This is a genomic window from Marinactinospora thermotolerans DSM 45154, assembly GCF_900167435.1.
In the GTDB taxonomy this organism is placed as follows: Bacteria; Actinomycetota; Actinomycetes; order Streptosporangiales; family Streptosporangiaceae; genus Marinactinospora; species Marinactinospora thermotolerans.
The window spans coordinates 129,823-147,925 of sequence record NZ_FUWS01000013.1 but is presented as its reverse complement, the minus strand read 5'-3'; the positions used below and the strand labels follow the sequence as shown (position 1 = coordinate 147,925).

Annotated in this window: 17 protein-coding genes, 1 tRNA gene, 1 rRNA gene and 1 riboswitch; of the genes, 8 read left to right on the top strand and 11 right to left on the bottom strand. The window is 69.4% G+C overall.

Annotation, left to right across the window (positions count from 1 at the left end):
- Positions 1-98: ribosomal RNA gene (gene rrf / locus B5D66_RS21690) — 5S ribosomal RNA — on the top strand; the annotation flags it as partial.
- 105 nt (positions 99-203) lie between these two features.
- On the opposite strand, the gene B5D66_RS21685 is transcribed toward rrf, so the two are convergent.
- Together B5D66_RS21685 and B5D66_RS21680 are read right to left on the bottom strand one after the other, a co-directional pair.
- The gene (locus B5D66_RS21685) at positions 204-1,232 is read right to left on the bottom strand and encodes a DNA topoisomerase IB (RefSeq protein WP_078763644.1); all 1,029 of its coding nucleotides are present in this window, start codon (positions 1,230-1,232) and stop codon (positions 204-206) included.
- An 868-nt stretch (positions 1,233-2,100) separates the two neighbouring features.
- Positions 2,101-2,409: a hypothetical protein gene (locus B5D66_RS21680; RefSeq protein ID WP_078763643.1), complete on the bottom strand. Its 309-nt coding sequence runs from the start codon at positions 2,407-2,409 to the stop codon at positions 2,101-2,103.
- 154 nt (positions 2,410-2,563) lie between these two features.
- Positions 2,564-2,629: riboswitch (guanidine-III (ykkC-III) riboswitch) on the top strand.
- An 18-nt stretch (positions 2,630-2,647) separates the two neighbouring features.
- On the opposite strand from B5D66_RS21680, the gene B5D66_RS21675 reads away from it, so the two are divergent.
- Complete coding sequence (locus B5D66_RS21675) at positions 2,648-2,962, top strand: DMT family transporter (RefSeq protein ID WP_078763658.1); 315 nt, start codon at positions 2,648-2,650, stop codon at positions 2,960-2,962.
- A gap of 51 nt (positions 2,963-3,013) precedes the next feature.
- On the opposite strand, the gene B5D66_RS21670 is transcribed toward B5D66_RS21675, so the two are convergent.
- Positions 3,014-3,838, bottom strand: coding sequence for a CPBP family intramembrane glutamic endopeptidase (locus B5D66_RS21670; RefSeq protein WP_078763642.1), 825 nt, complete (start codon positions 3,836-3,838; stop codon positions 3,014-3,016).
- A 199-nt stretch (positions 3,839-4,037) separates the two neighbouring features.
- Here B5D66_RS21670 and B5D66_RS21665 point away from each other — a divergent pair, with 199 nt between their 5' ends.
- The 4 genes from B5D66_RS21665 to B5D66_RS21655 all read left to right on the top strand — a co-directional run bounded on the left by B5D66_RS21665 (position 4,038) and on the right by B5D66_RS21655 (position 6,891).
- Positions 4,038-4,871 carry a helix-turn-helix domain-containing protein gene (locus tag B5D66_RS21665; RefSeq protein ID WP_078763641.1) on the top strand — a complete coding sequence of 278 codons (834 nt, stop codon included), beginning with the start codon at positions 4,038-4,040 and terminating at the stop codon, positions 4,869-4,871.
- Positions 4,872-5,325: 454 nt separating this feature from the next.
- Complete coding sequence (locus B5D66_RS26195) at positions 5,326-5,448, top strand: DLW-39 family protein (RefSeq protein WP_235001147.1); 123 nt, start codon at positions 5,326-5,328, stop codon at positions 5,446-5,448.
- Between the two features lie 191 nt (positions 5,449-5,639).
- Positions 5,640-5,715: transfer RNA gene (locus tag B5D66_RS21660), tRNA-Ala, on the top strand.
- Positions 5,716-6,234: 519 nt separating this feature from the next.
- Entirely contained in the window at positions 6,235-6,891 is a 657-nt protein-coding gene (locus B5D66_RS21655; protein WP_235001146.1) for a DUF1707 and DUF4870 domain-containing protein, read from the top strand.
- A gap of 68 nt (positions 6,892-6,959) precedes the next feature.
- Here the strand turns inward: B5D66_RS21655 and B5D66_RS21650 are convergent, their stop codons facing one another.
- Entirely contained in the window at positions 6,960-7,577 is a 618-nt protein-coding gene (locus tag B5D66_RS21650) for a hypothetical protein (RefSeq protein WP_078763639.1), read from the bottom strand.
- A gap of 250 nt (positions 7,578-7,827) precedes the next feature.
- Between B5D66_RS21650 and B5D66_RS21645 the strand changes: the two genes are divergently transcribed.
- Positions 7,828-8,355: a peptidylprolyl isomerase gene (locus tag B5D66_RS21645; RefSeq protein ID WP_078763638.1), complete on the top strand. Its 528-nt coding sequence runs from the start codon at positions 7,828-7,830 to the stop codon at positions 8,353-8,355.
- A gap of 10 nt (positions 8,356-8,365) precedes the next feature.
- The gene (locus B5D66_RS21640) at positions 8,366-9,247 is read left to right on the top strand and encodes a rhomboid family intramembrane serine protease (protein ID WP_078763637.1); all 882 of its coding nucleotides are present in this window, start codon (positions 8,366-8,368) and stop codon (positions 9,245-9,247) included.
- A gap of 180 nt (positions 9,248-9,427) precedes the next feature.
- On the opposite strand, the gene B5D66_RS21635 is transcribed toward B5D66_RS21640, so the two are convergent.
- The 7 genes from B5D66_RS21635 to B5D66_RS21605 all read right to left on the bottom strand — a co-directional run bounded on the left by B5D66_RS21635 (position 9,428) and on the right by B5D66_RS21605 (position 18,038).
- Positions 9,428-9,682 carry a cell division protein CrgA gene (locus B5D66_RS21635; RefSeq protein ID WP_078763636.1) on the bottom strand — a complete coding sequence of 85 codons (255 nt, stop codon included), beginning with the start codon at positions 9,680-9,682 and terminating at the stop codon, positions 9,428-9,430.
- 172 nt (positions 9,683-9,854) lie between these two features.
- Complete coding sequence (gene pknB / locus B5D66_RS21630) at positions 9,855-11,684, bottom strand: Stk1 family PASTA domain-containing Ser/Thr kinase (protein WP_078763635.1); 1,830 nt, start codon at positions 11,682-11,684, stop codon at positions 9,855-9,857.
- A gap of 52 nt (positions 11,685-11,736) precedes the next feature.
- Entirely contained in the window at positions 11,737-13,320 is a 1,584-nt protein-coding gene (locus B5D66_RS21625) for a serine/threonine-protein kinase (RefSeq protein ID WP_078763634.1), read from the bottom strand.
- Positions 13,317-14,765 carry a peptidoglycan D,D-transpeptidase FtsI family protein gene (locus B5D66_RS21620; RefSeq protein WP_078763633.1) on the bottom strand — a complete coding sequence of 483 codons (1,449 nt, stop codon included), beginning with the start codon at positions 14,763-14,765 and terminating at the stop codon, positions 13,317-13,319. Before B5D66_RS21620 ends, B5D66_RS21625 begins: the two co-directional genes overlap by 4 nt.
- Entirely contained in the window at positions 14,762-16,165 is a 1,404-nt protein-coding gene (locus B5D66_RS21615) for an FtsW/RodA/SpoVE family cell cycle protein (RefSeq protein WP_078763632.1), read from the bottom strand. The genes B5D66_RS21620 and B5D66_RS21615 overlap by 4 nt, the downstream gene beginning before the upstream one ends.
- Positions 16,162-17,568 (bottom strand): Stp1/IreP family PP2C-type Ser/Thr phosphatase, encoded by a 1,407-nt coding sequence (locus tag B5D66_RS21610; RefSeq protein WP_078763631.1) that lies wholly within the window; start codon positions 17,566-17,568, stop codon positions 16,162-16,164. Before B5D66_RS21610 ends, B5D66_RS21615 begins: the two co-directional genes overlap by 4 nt.
- Positions 17,565-18,038 (bottom strand): FHA domain-containing protein FhaB/FipA, encoded by a 474-nt coding sequence (locus tag B5D66_RS21605; RefSeq protein ID WP_078763630.1) that lies wholly within the window; start codon positions 18,036-18,038, stop codon positions 17,565-17,567. The genes B5D66_RS21610 and B5D66_RS21605 overlap by 4 nt, the downstream gene beginning before the upstream one ends.
- Positions 18,039-18,103 lie beyond the last annotated feature (65 nt).

Below are 18,103 nucleotides of genomic sequence, written 5' to 3'. Positions count from 1 at the left end.
GGGAAACACCCGGTCCCATTCCGAACCCGGTCGTTAAGCCTCCCAGCGCCGATGGTACTGCCCCCTGGTTGGGGTGGGAGAGTAGGTCGCCGCCGGGCATCTTTTCGGTTGAGGCCGGATCCTCCGTGTGGGGGGTTCGGTCTCCCGTGTGTGTGGGGGGTTCCCGTTCCGGGAACCCCCCTTTTTTTGTGGTGGTGGGTGGGTCACGCGTTTCGTAGCATTTTCCGGACGGCTTCCTCGATCTCCCCCTGCGTCGACAGTTCGCCGTACTCGGCTTCGGCGGCGATGGAGCCGATGGAGGAAGCGATCGTGACACCGCGTTCGTAGAGCTCGAAGACCCGGGGATCGATGTAGGAGGCCCGGGCCACGGCGGGCGTGTTCCCCAGGTACTCGGCGACCTCCTGGACGACCCGTGCCTCCGCTCGGGTCTCCCCTGTCCCACTGGACGGGGCCTTCACCGAGACGGCGAGGCCGACCGCGGCGAGTACGGTCGCGTGCCAGGTGCGGAAGTCCTTCGCGGTGTACCTTCCGCCGGTGATCTCGCGCAGGTAGCCGTTGATGTCGTCGCTCGTGACGTCGTGCCATCCGTTACGGGTCCGGTACGCGAGAAGGTCGTCTCCCCCGCCCTCGCGTCGTTTGAGCGAGCGGACGAGCCGGCAGACCTCGGGTTCACGGAGCTCGACCTCGCGCTGCTTGCCGCTCTTCGCGGGATAGTCGAACACCACCCGGCCGCGCGAGCAGGTCACGTGTTCCCGGAGGAGGGTGGCGAGCCCGTAGCTCTCGTTGTTCTCCGCGTAGTCCTCGCCGCCGGAGCGGAAGAAGCCGAGGTCGATCAGGCGCAGCGCGGCGCTCAGAACCCGGTCACGCGAGAACCCGCGTGTTCGCAGGTTCTCCTCCGCCCTGGCCCGGATCTTGGGAAGTTCCTCGGAGAACTCCAGGACCCGGTCGTGCTTCCTGCGATCCCTCTGGGCGCGCCACTCCTCGTGGTACAGGTACTGGCGTCGGCCGGCGTCGTCGGTCCCGAGCGCCTGGATGTGTCCGGCGGGGTCGGGCGAGATCCACACGTCCTTCCAGGCCGGGGGGATGGCCAGGGAGCGGATGCGGTTGAGCTCCTTCTCGTCGCGGAGGGGACGACCGGATGGATCGAGATACCGGAAGCCGCGTCCGCAGCGCCGCCGGATGATCCCCGGGGCCGCGGGATCACTGCGCCTGATCGCGTTGCCTCTGCCCATGACGCCCCCTTCGTCCCTGCCGACTGCCCTGGCGGCCGGTGGGCAAACCACGGCTCCGGCGGCCGGTGGGTCGCCGGAGCCGTGGAATTCATCCGGCACCAGGGACGGCGACGCCGCGCAGGCCGCTCCTCTCTCCGCTCAAGGAACGAACCCGGCCGGTGAAATGTCGACAAAGCGACACATCGATAACTCGCGATTTCGTCCGGACCGAAACTGGAGACTCCGCATCTGTGCAGGTCGGCAAGGCTTCAAAGGGATCTGCTGCCATGTCGACATGTCCATAACTCGTGACATCAAGCCGGAGTGAGCGGAGAGGCCCCTCCCCCGAGGACCTGGCCGGGCGGTCCTCGGGTCGACAGGGAGTCGAGTCGACAAGGAGGCGCGGGGTGCGCTGGGACGTGAGGACGTGGCGGAGTCCTCGGGGACGGAGGGCATGGGAAGGAAGGAGGGGGCGGGCTCGAGGCCCGGCCGGGGCGCGCGCCGGAGCTGCTGGGTGGTGTGCCCCGGCGTGGACGCCGGACGGTCACGTTTCTCCCCGTGTCCTCGGGTGGGGAGCATGGCGTGGCCGTGTCGGTGCGGCCGGATGGATCGGCCGTGTGTCGGGAGGGGGGCTAGTCCTCCTCGGAGTCGGCTCCCACGGGAGCCTCCATCAATTGGCGCACCAGCGCCATGAACTCCTCGTCGCTCATCGCGGCCCAGTCCACACGCTCGTTCATGTTGAGCGATTTCCCCGGCTACAAGATCAATAAGCCTGAAACGCCGCTAAACGAGCACGAATCCCGAGTGAAATTCGGGTTTCTTCGCTGTTTCATCCGTGCTGGGCCGGCCTGGCCTGCCGTTCTCCGAGGTGGGGGCCGCCCACGCCGAGTCAGATGCGCTGGTTCAGAGCCGCCCTGCACCGTGGGCACCGGCACCGCCGGTTGTAACCGGTGACCGTGCCGTGCGGGATACTCGGGTCGCGCTGGTCGGTGAGTGTCGCGTCCAGCTGGTCGCCGAATGCGCTGAGGATGCGAGCGGCGGCGAAAACCCGTTGCGAGGTCAGGCCGAGATCGCGGGCCGCGTCGTCGATGTGCATCCCCATGCGGAGCTTCGCGATCAAGCGTGACCGCATCGCGGGCGGAAACTCCTCCTCCGCGTTGGCGATCAGTTCCTCGGCGTCGTCGATGGGGTAGTTCATCACTTTCCTATGTTCGCGCGCGGGATGTGACGGCCCGGCGTTTCCTCCTGCATGCTACGCGCTATGTGGAGTGGGCGACTCCGATTCCGCGGAGAGGCCGGGGTGGCGAACATTCCGAGCGGCGGGATCTCCGGGAGCCGCTGGCAGAATATGGACGGGAGTACAACATGTCTTCCCCGGACGAGGTGCGTCGTACCCGGTCACGACAAGACGGCGCGGAACCCGAATGGAGGAGAACATGGCCTGGGTGGTACTTGTCCTGTCCGGACTCATGGAGACCGCGTGGGCGACCGCGTTGTCGGCGTCGAAAGGGTTCTCCCGGTTGGGGCCGAGTCTGCTCTTCCTGGTCACGCTGACCCTGAGCATGGCGGGGCTGGCCTTCGCGCTCCGCTCCATCCCCGTGGGGACGGGATATGCGATCTGGGTGGGAATCGGCGCGGTGGGAACGGCCCTCGTCGGGATGGTGTGGCTGGGCGAAGCGGTCAGCGTCGCCAAGATCCTGTGCCTGGTCCTGATCGTCTCCGGCATCGTCGGCCTGAAACTGCTGCACTAGGAGGGCGCGACCCCTCCACCCGCAGGCGGAGCGCCCCGCAGGCGTGGAGCGTCACCGGGGAAGTCCGCCCCGGCGACGCAGGGCCGCCGTCAGGAGGACGATCCCCACGAGCACCGGCGGCAGAGCCGCCACCGGTGCGTCGGCCGCCCGGCCGAACGCCGCGGCCAACGGGCCCGCGGTGAACGCGAACGCGCCGTGGAGCGCGCACACCCCCCACAGCGTCCGGTCCCACACGACGTAGAGGGCGGCGAACACGCCGAAGCCGAAGGCCGCCACCAGGCCCGCGACCGCCCGCACCTCCCCCAGAAGGACGAGCGCGAACGCCGACAGCAGGGCCTGAAGCGCGATCGCGAGGGGAAGCGGAAGGGAACGGGCGAGCGCGTGCAGCAGCCAGCCCCGGGCCATCAGCTCCTCCGCGGTTCCGCGGGCCAGCAGACCGGCCAGCACCAGGACGCCGAGCGCCACGACCCGCGTGGGACCGACCCCGCCGGGGCCGGAGGGCGCGAGGGCGAGCGTGCCGGCGCCCAGGAGGAGTCCGACCAGCAGTCCTCGGCCCGCCGACCTCCACGGGAGCGGGGCGTCCAGCGCGATGTCGGAGAGTCGGCCGCGGGTGCGCCACCGGAGGTAGACGCCGAGCAGGAGGACCGCGGTCGCCAGACCGCCCAGGTGGGAGAGCAACCGCGGGACCTCGTGTCCGACCGTCCAGGTGGCGCCGGCCTGGTCCCCCAGCACGGCGCGGGCGGGGGCGGCGACGAGGGGGCCTCCGACGGCGGTGGCGGCGTACACGGCGCAGAAGACGGCCACCGCCTCGACCGTGTCGGCCAGGCGCCGCGGGAACGGCCCCCTGGTCGTGTCGTTTCCGTCGATTCCCCCCACCCCCGTCGCTCTCTCCCCCGTACCAGCTGACGCACTCCTCGGGCCAGGCCACCGGAGCGCCGTCCGGCGTTTTCGGAGGGGACGCGGACGGCTCGGCCGGGACGGACATCTGACCGTTTCCTCCCGGATTATTGCCGTCGGTCGGCCGGGATGCTTCCCTGAGGTAACGCCCCCGGCACCCAGCGCGTACGGAAATGCCATGACCAGTCCCATCATCCGTCGCCACCACCTCTCCCTGGAACTGCGCAGAAGACGTGAACTGGCCGGGCTCTCCCACGGCCAGGCCGCGGCCGCGCTCGGATGGCCGGCCCTCAGGATCGAGCGGATCGAGACGGGGGTGGGGGAGCCGCCGACGGTGGTCGAGGTGGCCGCGCTCCTGCGGCTCTACGAGGTCGACGCCGGCCAGCGGGACGCGCTCCTCTCCATGGTCCACGACTCCCGGTCGCGTCCCTGGTGGACCGACTACGAGGACGTCGTCTCATCGGCCTACGTCGGCAACGAGTCCGGAGCGGTGCGGATCAGCACCTACGCGGGCCTGCTCGTCCCCGACCTGCTCCAGGTCCCCGGCTACACCGCGCTGCTCGCCCGCTCGCAGGGACACGACGAGCGCGGGGTGGAGCGGACGGTCGCGGCCTTCCTCAAACGTCAGGAGATTCTTCGGCGCGCCGGCCTGGAGCGCTACCACGCCCTGGTCGAGGAGGACGCGCTACGGAGGCTGGAGGGCGAGCCCGAGGTCCTGCGGGCCCAGTTGAGCAGGCTCATCGAGGCGGCGGAGTGGGGCGGGCGGACGCGGTTGCAGCTGTTGCCCACCTCGGTGGGTCCCCACGCCGGTGCCGCGGGACCGTTCACGATTCTGGAATTCGACGAGGACGAGGGCGCCCTGGCCTTCGTCGAGGCGACGCACGGGGGCGCGATCGTGGAGGAGCGGACGTCGGTCGGACGGTGCGCGGAGGTGTGGGAGCGGCTGACCGGTGCCGCTCTGGGCCTCTCGGCGACGCTGGTCACCCTCAAACGGCTGGCCCTGCTCTTCTGAGAAGCGGTCCGGGTGATCCCTGTCCGGCTTCGGCCGCTCCACAGCGCGCGTCCCGTCCGTCTCGGGTGGCCGTCCGGTTCGGTTCCTCCCCGATGATCCCCCCTCCGGAGGAACCGCCCGGTTCGGGACGCTCCCGGTGATCCGGGGCCGTGCGGGAGCGACGTGCCCGATCCCGGTTCCGGCGGGCCACAATAGGTGGTGCGGCGTGTCTCTGGGAGGGCTCGGTACCCCTCCCCCGCGTGTCCCGGGACGTGAACGTCCGAGGGGCCGAGGAAGAAGTGCAACGGGTTGCTAGTCTGCTTGGGGACAAACCCATAAAGTTCTCTTCTGACGCCTTCCGGCCGGCAGGGCGGAGAGCGTGGCCGGGCCGGACCGACGGCCGGGTTCCGTCCAGCTGGAACCGAGCGTCCAGAACTCATCCATCATCCGCGTAAGGAAGTAAGGGGTCCTCACCGTGAAGAAGATCATCGCCCTGGTGCTGGTGGCCCTCGGGGCGTTCGCCGTCTACCGCAAGATCCAGGCCGACCGCGCCGAGCTCGACCTGTGGACGGAAGCCACGGCGGCCAGCGAGAACTAGGCTCCACCGAGACGACAGGCCACGGCACGTCTCGTACGTGTCAGTGGCTGTCTCTTTGCCCGAGACGCCTCGGCGCGCGCTCGGGTCCTTCCGGCACCCTCCCAGGCCGGGGAACACGTGCGTCGTCGGGGACGGTATGCTCTTCCTCGTCGGCCGTGTCGCCTGGACGGGCGGGGCCGCGATCTCGTAGAGGGGCCATAGCTCAGCTGGCAGAGCGCCGGTTTTGCATACCGGAGGTCAGGGGTTCGACTCCCCTTGGCTCCACCAGGGTTCTCACAGATAGAACGAACCACATCGGCCGCCCGGGTCCTCGACCGGGGCGGCCGATACGCATTAACGGACATGCCGCCGAGCGACACGCGGCCCCTCCGAGGCTTTCCTGAGCGCGGGCGGGCCGTGTCCCCGGCGGTGCCCTCCCGGCCGCCACGCGGGGCAGCGTGGGGATCGGCGCGATCGGCCTCCCACCGGTCGCCCCCGACATCGGTTCCCACCGGTGATCAGCGGGTCCCGGCGAGGTCCCACCACGCCTTCCAGTGGTGGAGCGGTCAGGCAGCGCGGTCACGCGGCCGATCGCGCCGGTTCCCACCGGGTTCCGTTAGGAATCGGGAACCCCGAGGAGGACCGGAGCGTTTCACCTGCTGAAGTCTTCCGCCGGGGACACCGTGGAAATCTCAGGGTCGATATCAGGGTCGTTCCCGTGTCCGTGTGGCGGGCGATGACGCATGATGGAAGTACGAGCGGGCGTCTCCGCGCGGGCTGCCATAGGCGACACGGCAAGGAGTGAAGGTGGCTGTGTACAACCCGAATACTCCCCACCCCTCTTCTAACGGCCCGTGGCATCCGGACCGGTCCCGTTCCACCCCGGTCCCGGCCGACCAGTTGAGGGTCACCCACGCCGACCGCGACGCGGTGGCCGACCGCCTCAAAGACGCCTTCGCCGATGGGCAGCTCGACGAGACGGAGTTCGACCAGCGGCTCGACCTCGCCATGAACGCGAAGGTCCGCGCCGACCTGGTCCCCCTGCTCCAGGACCTCACCCCGGCGCAACACGGGCCGGCCGCCGCCCCGGCGCCGCCCTGGCAGGCCACCGAGGACGAGGCGAGCCGCGAGGACCGCGTCTGGGCGCTCGGCGCGCACGTGTCGGGCTACTTCACCCTGTGCCTCGGTCCGCTGCTGGTCCTGCTGATCAAGAACGACGCTTCGCCGTTCCTGCGCCGGCAGGTGCTCGAGGCGCTGAACTACCAGCTCAACTTCTTCATCGCCTCGCTCCTGATGTCGGTCCTGTGGATCCTCATCCTGCCGGTCTTCGTCTACCTGTTCATGGTGCTCGGCTGGGTGTTCCTGCCGCTGCTGGCGGGCGTGGCCGCCGCCCTCGGGTACAACTGGCGCTATCCGTTCGTCTGGCGCATCGTCAAGAACGGATCGCGCGGGAAGAACTCCTAGCCCCGCCCCGAAACGTACGAGAACGGCCCCGCGGTGTCACCGTGGGGCCGTTCTCGCGTCCGGGGAGGTCACTTGGTCTTGTCGGCGGTGACGCGACCGTTCAGCTCCTGCTTGGATTCCTTCGCGCCCTGGGCGGCGATGTCCTTGGACTCCTTCGAGCCCTGCGCGGCGGTCTCCTTGGCCTTCTTCGTCTCCGCCGCGACCTCCTCCGCCGAGCCCTTGAGCTTGGCCGAGGTCTCCTGGGCCTTGGCGGCGAGCCGCTCCTTGGTCTCGCGGACCTGGTCGCGGGCGTGGTTGAGGTTCTCCTGCCACTCGGCGTCCTGCGACGCCTGCCGGGCGCGCAGCACCCCGTAGGCCAGGACGGCGGCGACCGCGCCGGTGCCGACGATCAGGAGGGAACGGGGGAAGCGCCGCTTGCGGACCGCGACCGGCTCGACCTTGTGGGCGGCGGCGGACAGGAGGCCGGCGACCCGCGGCGCGACGGTGTCCTCGACGCGCTGGGCGGCGGTCTCCAGCCGGGGGGCGGTCCAGCCGCGCGCCTGGTTGATGCGCAGGAGCGCGGTGTCGCGGGCCTGGTCGGCGTAGGGACCGAGTCGTTCGGCCCGCTCACGAGCGATCTCCTGGAGGCGGGCCAGGGCCGCCTCGGTTTCGAAGTTGCCCTTACGGCGTTTCAACGTGATCGGCACGTCGACCTCCTCTGTATCAGGATGCTGTATCGCCCCTTCCCGTTCGGATCCGGGCTATGCACGGGTGTCGGCCGGGCGCGGCCCCGCGTGGCCGACAGGAGCGTGTCAGCTCAACCTATGCCGTGGATGTCTGATAGCTCACGCTGTGACACACCTCGATCGGTTCGCGCTTTTCCTCCGTCCCGCAGTCGGACCGGAGCGGACGGGTAACGTGGGACGGGTAAGCCACACACAACGGAAAGGCACCCAGGTGTCCGACGCACAAGGTCAGCTCTTCGCTCGGATGAGCACCAACCACGGCGACATCGTCCTGAAGTTGTTCGCCCAGGAGGCTCCCGAGACGGTGAAGAACTTCGTGGAGCTCGCCGAGGGCACGAAGCAGTGGGTCGATCCCCGCACCGGCAAGCCGAGCAACGCCAAGCTATACGACGGCACGATCTTCCACCGTGTCATCAAGGGGTTCATGATCCAGGGCGGCGACCCGCTCGGCAACGGCCGTGGCGGCCCCGGCTACAAGTTCAAGGACGAGTTCGCCCCGTCCCTGAAGTTCAACCGTCCCTACCTGCTGGCGATGGCGAACGCGGGGCCCAACACCAACGGCTCGCAGTTCTTCATCACGGTCGGCGCGACCGAATGGCTCACCAACAAGCACACGATCTTCGGCGAGGTCGTCGAAGGCCGTAACGTCGTCGACGAGATCGCGCAGGTCGCCACGGACCAGATGGACCGGCCTGAGAACGACGTCGTCATCCAGTCCGTCACCATCGAGCGTAAGTAGGCGGGAGGAGATGAGCGCCTCTCCGCCCCCTTCTCCCTCGGGGGCGCAGGAGCACGCCGTTCCGACGTGCTTCCGGCACCCTGATCGGGAGACCTATGTCCGCTGTACACGGTGTGAGCGGCCGATCTGCCCCGACTGCATGCGCGAGGCGTCGGTGGGCTTCCACTGCGTCGAATGCGTCGCCGAGGGCAACAGGAGTGTGCGAGAGGCGCGCACCACGTTCGGCGGCCGGGTGACCGCCCGGCCCTACGTGACCTGGGCGCTGATCGGCCTGATGGTCCTGGGCTTCCTGCTACAGCAGGTGGTCCGGCAGGGCGGCTGGTCGCCCGTCACGGCCCAGTTCGCCATGTGGGGCGGCGGCGTGCTGTACCACGACCAGTGGTACCGGCTGTTGACCTCGGCGTTGCTGCACGGCAGCATCATGCACCTGCTGTTCAACGGGTTCGCGATGTACGTGCTCGGCCCGCAGCTGGAGAGCTGGCTGGGGCACTGGCGTTTCCTCGCCCTGTGGGTGCTCAGCGCCATCGGCGGCTCGATGCTCACCCTCGTCGCCGACCCGGGACAGGTGTCCGTGGGCGCCTCGGGGGCGATCTTCGGCCTGTTCGGCGCGGTCCTGCTGATCGGGCGCCGGCTGCGTCTGGACACCCGGTTCATCCTCGGCCTGCTCGCGGTGAACCTGCTGATCACGTTCCTGGTGCCGGCCATCTCGTGGACGGCGCACATCGGCGGGTTGGTGAGCGGCCTGGTTCTCGGGGCGGTCTACGCCTACCTCCCGCGACACGCCCCGGCGGGGACACGTTCCCGCACGGTCGTCCACGCGGGGGTGACCGCGGGCTACGCGCTGCTGCTGGCCGCGGTCGCGGTCGGGGCGTCCATCGTCCTCACGGGCTGATCCGGAAGACGGCCGGGGGCGGGGTCCGCGCGGACCCCGCCCCCGGCCGTCCGCGTCCGTCGTTCTCTTTCCCCGGACATGGCGAAAAGACTACCCACAGGGTGTGGATAACTCTGTGGATAGTCGCGTTCTCGCTGTGGATAAAAGCCAGGGGCGCCTGGCTGAGCTGCCGGGATCCTGCTAGTGCCAGCGTGTGGACAAGATGACGGCGATGATGATGCCGCTGAACCCGATGGCCAGGTTCCAGTTTCCGAGGTCCCGCATGTAGGGCACGGACTCGCCGGCGATGTAGTAGACCGCGATCCACAGGATGCCCAAGAGCCCGAAGGCCACCATCGCCGGTACCAGCCATCGCGGAGAGACCTTCGGCTTCTCGGCCGACGGCGGCGGAGTGTAGGCGGCCTTCTTCTTGCGATCGTTGCGGGATTTGGGCACGGTCGCTGCTCCAAAAACGAAAGGGCCGGACTGATCGACGGATAACACAGTCTACGCCCCTCCAAGAGCCCGCGGAGACCGGACCGACCTTCCCACGCGAGCTCTCCTGAGCAGCGGAAAGGGGCACCGCCCGAAGGCGGTGCCCCTGAACCGGCGCCGAGGAAGCGGCGGCCTAGTCGCGCCAGCTCATGTTCCCGGCGCCGGGAGGCCACGGCATCTCCTCGGGCCATCCGGGCGGAGGCGAACCATGCGGTCCACCGCCCGGTCCATCATCTTCGCCCTCGTTCCCCTCGTCGTCGGAGGGTCCGGGGTCCGGTGACTGCTGGGCCGGGGCCTTGGCGACCGTCACGGTGACCGAACCCCCCGGCTCGACCCGCTCCCCCGGAGCCGGGTCCTGGCTCAAAACCGTGCCCGGCGCGACGTCGCCGTTCTCCTCCTCGCGGAAGTTCGCGGACAACCCGACCTCGCTGAGCTTGCTCTGCGCCTGCTCCCGGTTCATGTTGGCCAGGTCGGGCACTTCGACCGTGCTGGGACCGGTCGAGACGACGATGCTGACGGACGTTCCGGGTTCCACCGCCGAGCCGGCCTGGGGATCGGTGCTGACGACCTGGCCCTGGGCGACGGAGTCCGACGCCTCGCGGCTGATGGGGCCGATCTGGAACCCCTCCTCCTGAAGCTGCTGCATCGCGTCGGCCTCGGACTGTCCCGACACGTCGGGCACCTCGATCGTGCCGGGTCCGGAGGAGACGAGGATCGTGATGGCCGTGTCCTCGGACACCGACTGGCCCTGGCCCGGATCGGTCCCGATGACCTGCCCCTCCTCGACCTCGTCGTCGGGGCGTTCCTCCTCGTCGATGTTGGTGAACCCCTCGCCCTCCAGCGTCTGCCGGGCCTCCTCGGGCGAGCTTCCGGCGACGTCGGGGATCGTGATCCCCTCGGCGCCGCCGCGCATCAGCATCCAGCCGAGGAAACCGATCGCACCGAGCACGGCGAGGGCCAGGACCACCCACATGACCTTCTTGGTGCGGTCGTCACCGCGGCCGCGGTGGTCGTCGTAGCCGTCGTCGTAGTCGTCGTAGTCGTCGCGCCGCTCCTGCTGGACCGGGGGCAGCATCGTCGTCGAACCGGCGGGGGCCATCGCCATGGTCCCGGCCTCGGTCGGCATGCCCTGGAGACCGCGCTGGATGTCGGCGCGCATCTCGCCGGCGCTCTGGTAGCGCTCCTCGCGGTCCTTGGCCATCGCCTTGAAGACGATCGCCTCGATCCACTCGGGGATCTCCGGGTCGAGTTCGGACGGGGGTACCGGGTGTTCGCGGACGTGCTGGTAGGCGATGGACACCGGGGAGTCGCCGGTGAACGGCGGCCGTCCGGTCAGCAGCTCGTAGAGCACGCACCCGGTCGAGTAGATGTCGCTGCGGGCGTCCACCCGCTCGCCTCGCGCCTGCTCCGGCGACAGGTACTGCGCGGTTCCGATGACCTGTGAGGTCTGGGTCATCGTGGCCTGGGAGTCGTTCATCGCCCGCGCGATGCCGAAGTCCATCACCTTGACCTCGGCCTGGCGGGTCAGCATGACGTTGGCCGGCTTGATGTCGCGGTGCACGATCCCGTTGCGGTGGCTGTACTCCAGCGCGCGCAGGATGCCGTCGGTCAGCTCCAGGGTCCGCTCCGGGAGCAGCCGGCGGTCGTCGTCGAGGAGCTCCTTGAGAGTCCGCCCATCGACGAACTCCATGATGATGTAGGGGATGGACACGCCGTCGATCATGTCCTCGCCGGTGTCGTACACCGCGATGATCGAGGGGTGGTTCAAGGAAGCCGCGGACTGCGCCTCGCGCCGGAACCGAGCCTGGAATGTGTGGTCGCGCGCCAGATCGGAACGCAGGGTCTTGACGGCCACCAAGCGGTCAAGTCGGAGGTCGCGAGCGCGGTAAACCTCGGCCATGCCACCGCGCCCGACGACTCCGTCGAGTTCGTAGCGGCCACCGAGTAGCCGTGGCTGAGACATGTCGTGAACTATTCCTCGTATCTCGACGGTGACGCCGGATGTCGCACATCACCTAATCAGTGGCGGGCGGATTGCCTCTCTCGTCCCCCGTGTCCTGTTCCGTTCCCGTCCCGTTGCCGGCACCGTCCCCGGTGCCCTCCCCGGCGCCACCATCGCCGCCGGGCAGGGGGTTCTCCCCTTGGCCGCCGTCGCCCGGGTCTTCCGGGACGGGATCCACCGGATCGCCGGTCGTCGCGGGATCGGGGGTGGCGGGCGCCGACGGCGTGGCCGAGGAACCTGTCGTGGGCTGTTGCGGCACGGCAGGCCCCTGGTCGCCGTAGCCCGTGTCGGGCTCGGTGCCGCCGGTGTCGCCGGGCAGCACCAGTCCGTCGTCGACGGACTCCTGGGGGGTGGGACTGGGGGTCGGTGAGACAGCCGGCCGGTTACCGCCGGTGGACCGGGAGTTCTCTCCCGGACTGTCCCAGAACTGCGCGATCAGTATGACGCCGATCACGACCGCGGCGAGCGCGGCGGCCGCGGCGAGCAGGACCGGTCGGTTACCGGAGTGACGAGCAGCGCGTCCCGGCCCGGCCGTTCCGGTAAGCCTATCCGAGGGGGCGGCCCCACTCGGGGGCCACGCCTGCGCCGGCCCGGTGGCGCCGGTCGGAAGGGGCGCGGAAACCGCTCCGGAGGGCCGGGTCGCGGGATCGCCCGCGTGAGGTGAGAGATCGGCCACCATCGTGTGGTCGAGGTCGGCGAGGTCCATGGCCGTCGTGGCGCCGCCCGCGGCCGGTCCGAGACCGCCGCGCAACTGCTGGGCCTGCTGGGCGATCTCGGCGGCGGAGGCGGGACGGTCCTCGGGGGACTTCTCCAGCATCCGCTCCACGAGCGCGCGCACCGACCCCGGGACATGCCCGGGGAGCGGCGGCGGCTCCTCGCGGGTGTGCGCCAGCGCCAGCGCCAGCGGGGTGTCGGCGGTGAACGGCGGACGGCCGGCCAGGCACTCGTAGGCGACCACGCCGAGCGAGTAGATGTCGGAGAACGGTGTCGCCGGGCTGCCCGACGCCTGCTCGGGCGAGATGTACTGGGCGGTTCCCATGACCATGCCGGTCTGGGTCAGCGTCACCGACTCGTTGCCCCGGGCGATGCCGAAGTCGGTCAGCTTGACCGTGCCGTCCTCGGTGACCAGCAGGTTGCCGGGCTTGATGTCGCGATGGACGACGCCGCGCGCGTGGGCGGCGCCGAGCGCCTGGGCCGCCTGGTTCAGCACGTCCAGCGTGACCCCGGCGTCCAGGCCCTCGTCGTTGCGCTTGAGGATCGACGACAGGGGCTCGCCCGGGACCAGCTCCATGACGAGGAACGCGGTGTCGTCCTGCTCGCCGTAGTCGTAGACCTGGGCGATCCCGGGGTGCGACAGCGCGGCGGTGATCCGCGCCTCGGTGCGGAAGCGCTCACGCGCGGTCGGCTCGGCGGTCTGCGCCGCGTGCAGCATCTTCACCGCGACGGGACGGCTGAGCAGGGTGTCGGTCGCCCGCCACACCTCGCCCATCCCGCCCGCGCCGATACGCTCCTCCAGCCGGTAACGGCCGCTGAGGAGCGTACCGGTGCGGTCGCCGGAGCCGTCGTTGCCCCGGCCGGTCGCGTCATTACCGCTCACTCGTTGATCACTGCCTCCATGATCTCCTTCGCGATGGGCGCGGCGAGCGTGTTACCGCTGCTGTTGCCTCGCTCGACCACGACGGCCACGGCGACCTGGGGGTCGTTCGCCGGGGCGAAGGAGATGAACCAGTTGTGGGTGTCCCCGTCACCGGTCTCGGCCGTACCGGTCTTTCCGGCGACCTGGATGCCGGGGATGGCGCCGCTGGGGCCGCTGCCCTCGGCGCCTTCGGTCACGCCGATCATCATCTGGGTCAGCTCCTCCGCGGTCTGGGAGCTGACGGCCTCACTGTAGACCTCGGGGGTGGCCGCGGTGATCTCGGAGAGATCGGGCCCCTGGACCGACTCTACGAGGTAGGGCTTCATGACGTCACCGCCATTGGCAACACCGGCGGCGACCATGGCCATCTGGAGCGGGGTGGCCTCGACGTTGCCCTGCCCGATGCCCGACATCGCGAGGAAGTTCTCGTCGATGTCGGCGGGGTACAGGCTCTCGGCCACATCGACCGGCACCTCCATCGTGCCGCTGTTGAACCCGAACGCCTCGGCCTGCGCGGCCATCGTGTCGGCGCCCAGCGACTTGGCCCAGTTGGCCATGGAGGTGTTGCAGGAGATCATGATCGAGTGCGCCAGCGTGTCGGGGGAGCCGCCGTTGCAGGTGCCGCCCGGGGTCGCGTTGGGCAGCGAGGCGCCGCCGATCTGGAGCTGGTCCGGCGCGTCCATCGTGGAGTCGGGGGATGCGCCGTTCTCCAGGGCCGCGGCGGCGGTCACGATCTTGAACGTGGAACCCGGGGGGTAGCGCTCGTTGAACGCCCGGTTGAGCAGCGGCTGGTTCGGGTCGTTCTCGTAGGCCACCCACTGGTCGGCGGCGTCGCCGGGGTTCTCGACGCTGGCGACGCTGTTGGCGTCGTAGGTGGGCAGTGACACCGAGGCGAGGACCGCACCGGTCTGCGGGTCGAGCGCGACGGCCGCGCCCTTCTTGTCCGGCGCGATGGACTGGAACGCTTCGAGGGCGGCCTGCTGGGCCTTGGGGTCGAGCGTCAGGTTGACCGTGGCGCCCTTGCTCTCCTCACCGGTGAGCATGTCGAGGAAGTTGCGGACGAACAGCCGGCTGTCGGAGCCGTCCAGGAACGAGTTCTCGGTCTGCTCGATGCCGTTGGCGCTGCCGCTGCGGAACACCCCGACGGGGTGGGCGTACAGCTCGGGGTGCTCGTAGACGCGCTGGTAGCGGTCGCTGTCCTGGATCGGCTCGGAGTAGGCGATCTGCTCGTTGCCGGCGACGATCGGGCCCCGGGCGATGGTGAGCTGCTCGGTGTACTGGCGGGAGTTGTAGGGGTGTTCGCGCAGCCATTCGGCCTGGACCGCCTGGATCCAGGTGACGTTGAGCAGCAGGACGCCGAACAGCGCCATCGTGAAGACCGCGAGTCTGCGGATCGGTTTGTTCATCGGGAGATCACCTGGGTCGCACCCTCGTCCTGAATGGCCTGCGGGGCCGGTTTGCGCGCGTTGTGGCTCATGCGGACCAGCAGCGCGAGCATGATCCAGCTCGACAGGAGCGCCGAACCGCCCTTGGCGACGAAGGGGATGGTGGCACCCGTCATCGGGATGACGCGGGTGACACCGCCGATGACGACGAAGCTCTGGAAGGCGAGCAGGAACGAGATGCCCGAGGCGAACATCTTGACGAACAGCTCGCGCGAGGCCAGCGCGATGCGCATGCCGCGCTCGACGAGGAGGGCCAGGGCCAGCAGCATCACCATGACACCGGTGAGCCCGAGCTCCTCGCCGAAGGCGGTGAAGATGAAGTCGTTTTGGACCTCGGGGACGTTGCCCGGCTTTCCGCCGCCCAGGCCGGTGCCCAGGATGCCGCCCTCGCCCAGGGCGAACAGCCCCTGGACGAGCTGCTGGCTGTTGGCGCCGAGCTCACCGTAGAAGACGTCCTCGTCGAACGCGTTGATCCAGGTGTCGACGCGCACCGAGAAGTGGTACACGAACGGGTAGAGCAGGGCGCAGGCGCCGAAGAACGCGCCGAGACCGATGACGATCCACGACGAGCGCTGGGTCGCGACGTAGATCATCGCCAGGAAGGTGCCGAACAGGAGCAGCGACGTGCCGAGGTCGTTCATCAGACCGACCAGCACGAGGATGCAGAACCCCCACATGACCGCCATGGGGGCGGTGTCGCGCATGCGGGGCAGGTCGATGATCTTCACGGGGCCGATCTTGACGCGCTTGCTGGCCAGCGACAGCACGTCACGCTTCATCACCATGTACCCGGACAGGAAGATGACCAGCGAGATCTTGGCGAACTCCGACGGCTGGAGCGAGGTGACCCCCAGGTTGATCCACTGCCGGGCGCCGTTGACGGTCTGGCCCAGGCCCGGGATCAGCGGCAGCAGCAGCAGGACGACGGCGCTGAGCGCGGTCACGTAGGGGTAGCGCTGCAACGTGCGGGGCTCTTTGAGGAAGAAGACGATGACGGCGAAGACGACGAGGCTGCCCGCGGTGAGGATCAACTGGTCCATCGCGCTGCCGCGCTCGGTGTCACCGGTGGCCTCGAAGAGCCGCCACAGCATGGCGATGCCCAGACCGTTGAGGAGCACGGCGAGGGGCAGCAGCAGTGGGTCGGCGTAGGGCGCGAAGAAGCGGATGAACACGTGCGCGAGCACGGCGAGGCCACCGAACAGCAGTCCGTAGACGAACAGGCTCGGCGGCATCTCCTGGTTGCGGGTCAGTCCCGCCTCGATCATCGCGAACAGCGTGATGGCGATCGCGAAGAGCACCATCACCAGTTCGGCGTTGCGCCGTTTGACCGGAGGCAGCGCGGTGGACAGTCCTTCGCTCATTGCCGCCCTCCCACGGAATCCTCGACGTCCCCGACACCGGAGGTGGTGTCGGGGAGGGCGTCCTCCTCGCCGGAGACGCCGGCGGTGCGGTCCTGCGGGGAGGAGGCGGGCTCCGTGGGTGCGGCGCCCGCGGGGGCCTCCATACCACAGGATTCGGGGTCGGCCTGGCAGGTGGCGGCCTTACCGCGCAGCTCCTCGACCCGTGAACGGGCCTCGTCCAGGCTGCCGACCGCTATGGCCGCCTCGACGGCGTTGCGCTCGTTCTCGGGCAGCATCTCCAGCGGGACGCCGGTGTCCTCGACCTGCTCGGCGAGGTCGTAGCCGGCGATGTCGGTGTTGATGCCGCGGAACACCGCGACGTTGGTCCCGTTGTCGGCCGGACCGATGAAGTACTGGCTGTTGAGGTAGCGCTGGCCGAAGTAGAACCCGGCACCGGCCACCAGCGCGACGATGACCAGAAACGTCACGACCATGGGCCACCAGCGGCGGGTACGCGGCTGGGGGCCGGGCTCGTCGACCGGCTCGATCGCGGGGACGCGGTCCATCTCGGCGGTGTCGCCGCTGCCCCGGGTGAGCCCCTGGGCCCGTCCGGCCGGGGTGTCGGGGGTCATCAACGGCTCGCGGCGTTGGTCGGCGGCACCGACCAACGCCGGGACGGAGGTGGGGCCGTGGGGGTCGGTGGCGGTGTCGATGACGTCGGCCACGACCGCGGTGATGTTGTCGGGCCCCCCGCCCCGGTTGGCGAGGTCGATGAGGCGGCGTGCCGCGGCGTCGACGTTGGGCTCCGACAGCAACGTCTCCTGGAGCGTCTCCTTGCTGACGACGCCGGACAGGCCGTCCGAGCACAACAGGTAGCGGTCGCCGACCTTGGCCTCGCGGACCGAGATGTCGGGGTCGACGTTGGTCTGGCCCTGGATGGCGCGCAGGAGGAGGGAGCGTTGGGGGTGGGTGGCGACCTCGTCCTCGCTGATCTTGCCCTCGTCGACGAGGGTCTGGACGAGCGTGTGGTCGTGGGTGATCTGGCTGAGTTCGCCGTCGCGCAGCAGGTAGGCGCGGGAGTCGCCGACGTGGATCAACGCGGCGCGGGCGCCGGACCACAGCATCGCGGTGAGCGTGGTCCCCATGTTCTCGAGGCGGGGGTCCTCGGAGACCCGTTGGGCGAGCAGCATGTTGGCCCGCTCCACGGCCTGGGCGAGGGACTGGACCATCTCGTTGCCGGGGACGTCGTCGTCGAGGGGCATGAGGGTCGAGATCGCGACTGCGCTGGCGATCTCGCCGCCGGCGTGTCCGCCCATACCGTCGGCGACCGCGAGGAGGTAGGGGCCGGCGTAGGCGGAGTCTTCGTTGCCTTCGCGGAGGCACCCAACGTCGGAGTACGCCGCGTATCGGAGAGCGATTGTCATTTGCGCAGTTCCAGGACGGTTTTGCCGATGCGGACAGGCTGCCCGACACCGATCGGCTGGGGCCGGGTCAGCCGCTGCTGGCCGATGTACGTACCGTTCGTCGAGCCGAGGTCCTCGACGATCCAGCGGCCGTTGTCGGAGTAGATCCGCGCGTGCCTGCCCGAAGCGTAGTCGTCGTTGATGACCAGTGTCGCGTCCTTGGCCCGGCCGATGACGATGGGCTGAGAGGCGGAGAGGTTGAGGGTGGTGCCGGCCAGCGGTCCCTTGGTGACGACCAGCGCGCGAGGTTCGTTGCGACGGCCGCGCGAGACCGGTTTGGACCTGCGCGGCTCTGACTTCTGGGCCCGCTTCGCCTTGCCCGTGGCAGGACCGAACAAGTCGGTGCGGATCACTCCGACCGCCATGATCACGAACAGCCACAGCACCGCGAGGAACGCGAGCTTGATCAACATGAGGGTCAGGTCGGACATGGAAGTGCTCTTTAGCCCCTGTCGTGCTCCGGCTGGGTTGGCGCTGGCTGACGCCTCCGGTCGTC

What these genes read in the sequence shown, in the direction of transcription:
- B5D66_RS21675 (WP_078763658.1), top strand. Translation starts at nt 2,648, where the DNA reads ATGGCCTGGGTGGTACTTGTCCTGTCCGGACTCATGGAGACCGCGTGG.
- B5D66_RS21665 (WP_078763641.1), top strand. Translation starts at nt 4,038, where the DNA reads ATGACCAGTCCCATCATCCGTCGCCACCACCTCTCCCTGGAACTGCGC.
- pknB (WP_078763635.1), bottom strand. Translation starts at nt 11,684, where the DNA reads ATGTCTCAGCCACGGCTACTCGGTGGCCGCTACGAACTCGACGGAGTC.
- B5D66_RS21620 (WP_078763633.1), bottom strand. Translation starts at nt 14,765, where the DNA reads ATGAACAAACCGATCCGCAGACTCGCGGTCTTCACGATGGCGCTGTTC.
- B5D66_RS21685 (WP_078763644.1), bottom strand. Translation starts at nt 1,232, where the DNA reads ATGGGCAGAGGCAACGCGATCAGGCGCAGTGATCCCGCGGCCCCGGGG.
- B5D66_RS21680 (WP_078763643.1), bottom strand. Translation starts at nt 2,409, where the DNA reads ATGAACTACCCCATCGACGACGCCGAGGAACTGATCGCCAACGCGGAG.
- B5D66_RS21640 (WP_078763637.1), top strand. Translation starts at nt 8,366, where the DNA reads ATGAGCGCCTCTCCGCCCCCTTCTCCCTCGGGGGCGCAGGAGCACGCC.
- B5D66_RS21605 (WP_078763630.1), bottom strand. Translation starts at nt 18,038, where the DNA reads ATGTCCGACCTGACCCTCATGTTGATCAAGCTCGCGTTCCTCGCGGTG.
- B5D66_RS21615 (WP_078763632.1), bottom strand. Translation starts at nt 16,165, where the DNA reads ATGAGCGAAGGACTGTCCACCGCGCTGCCTCCGGTCAAACGGCGCAAC.
- B5D66_RS21610 (WP_078763631.1), bottom strand. Translation starts at nt 17,568, where the DNA reads ATGACAATCGCTCTCCGATACGCGGCGTACTCCGACGTTGGGTGCCTC.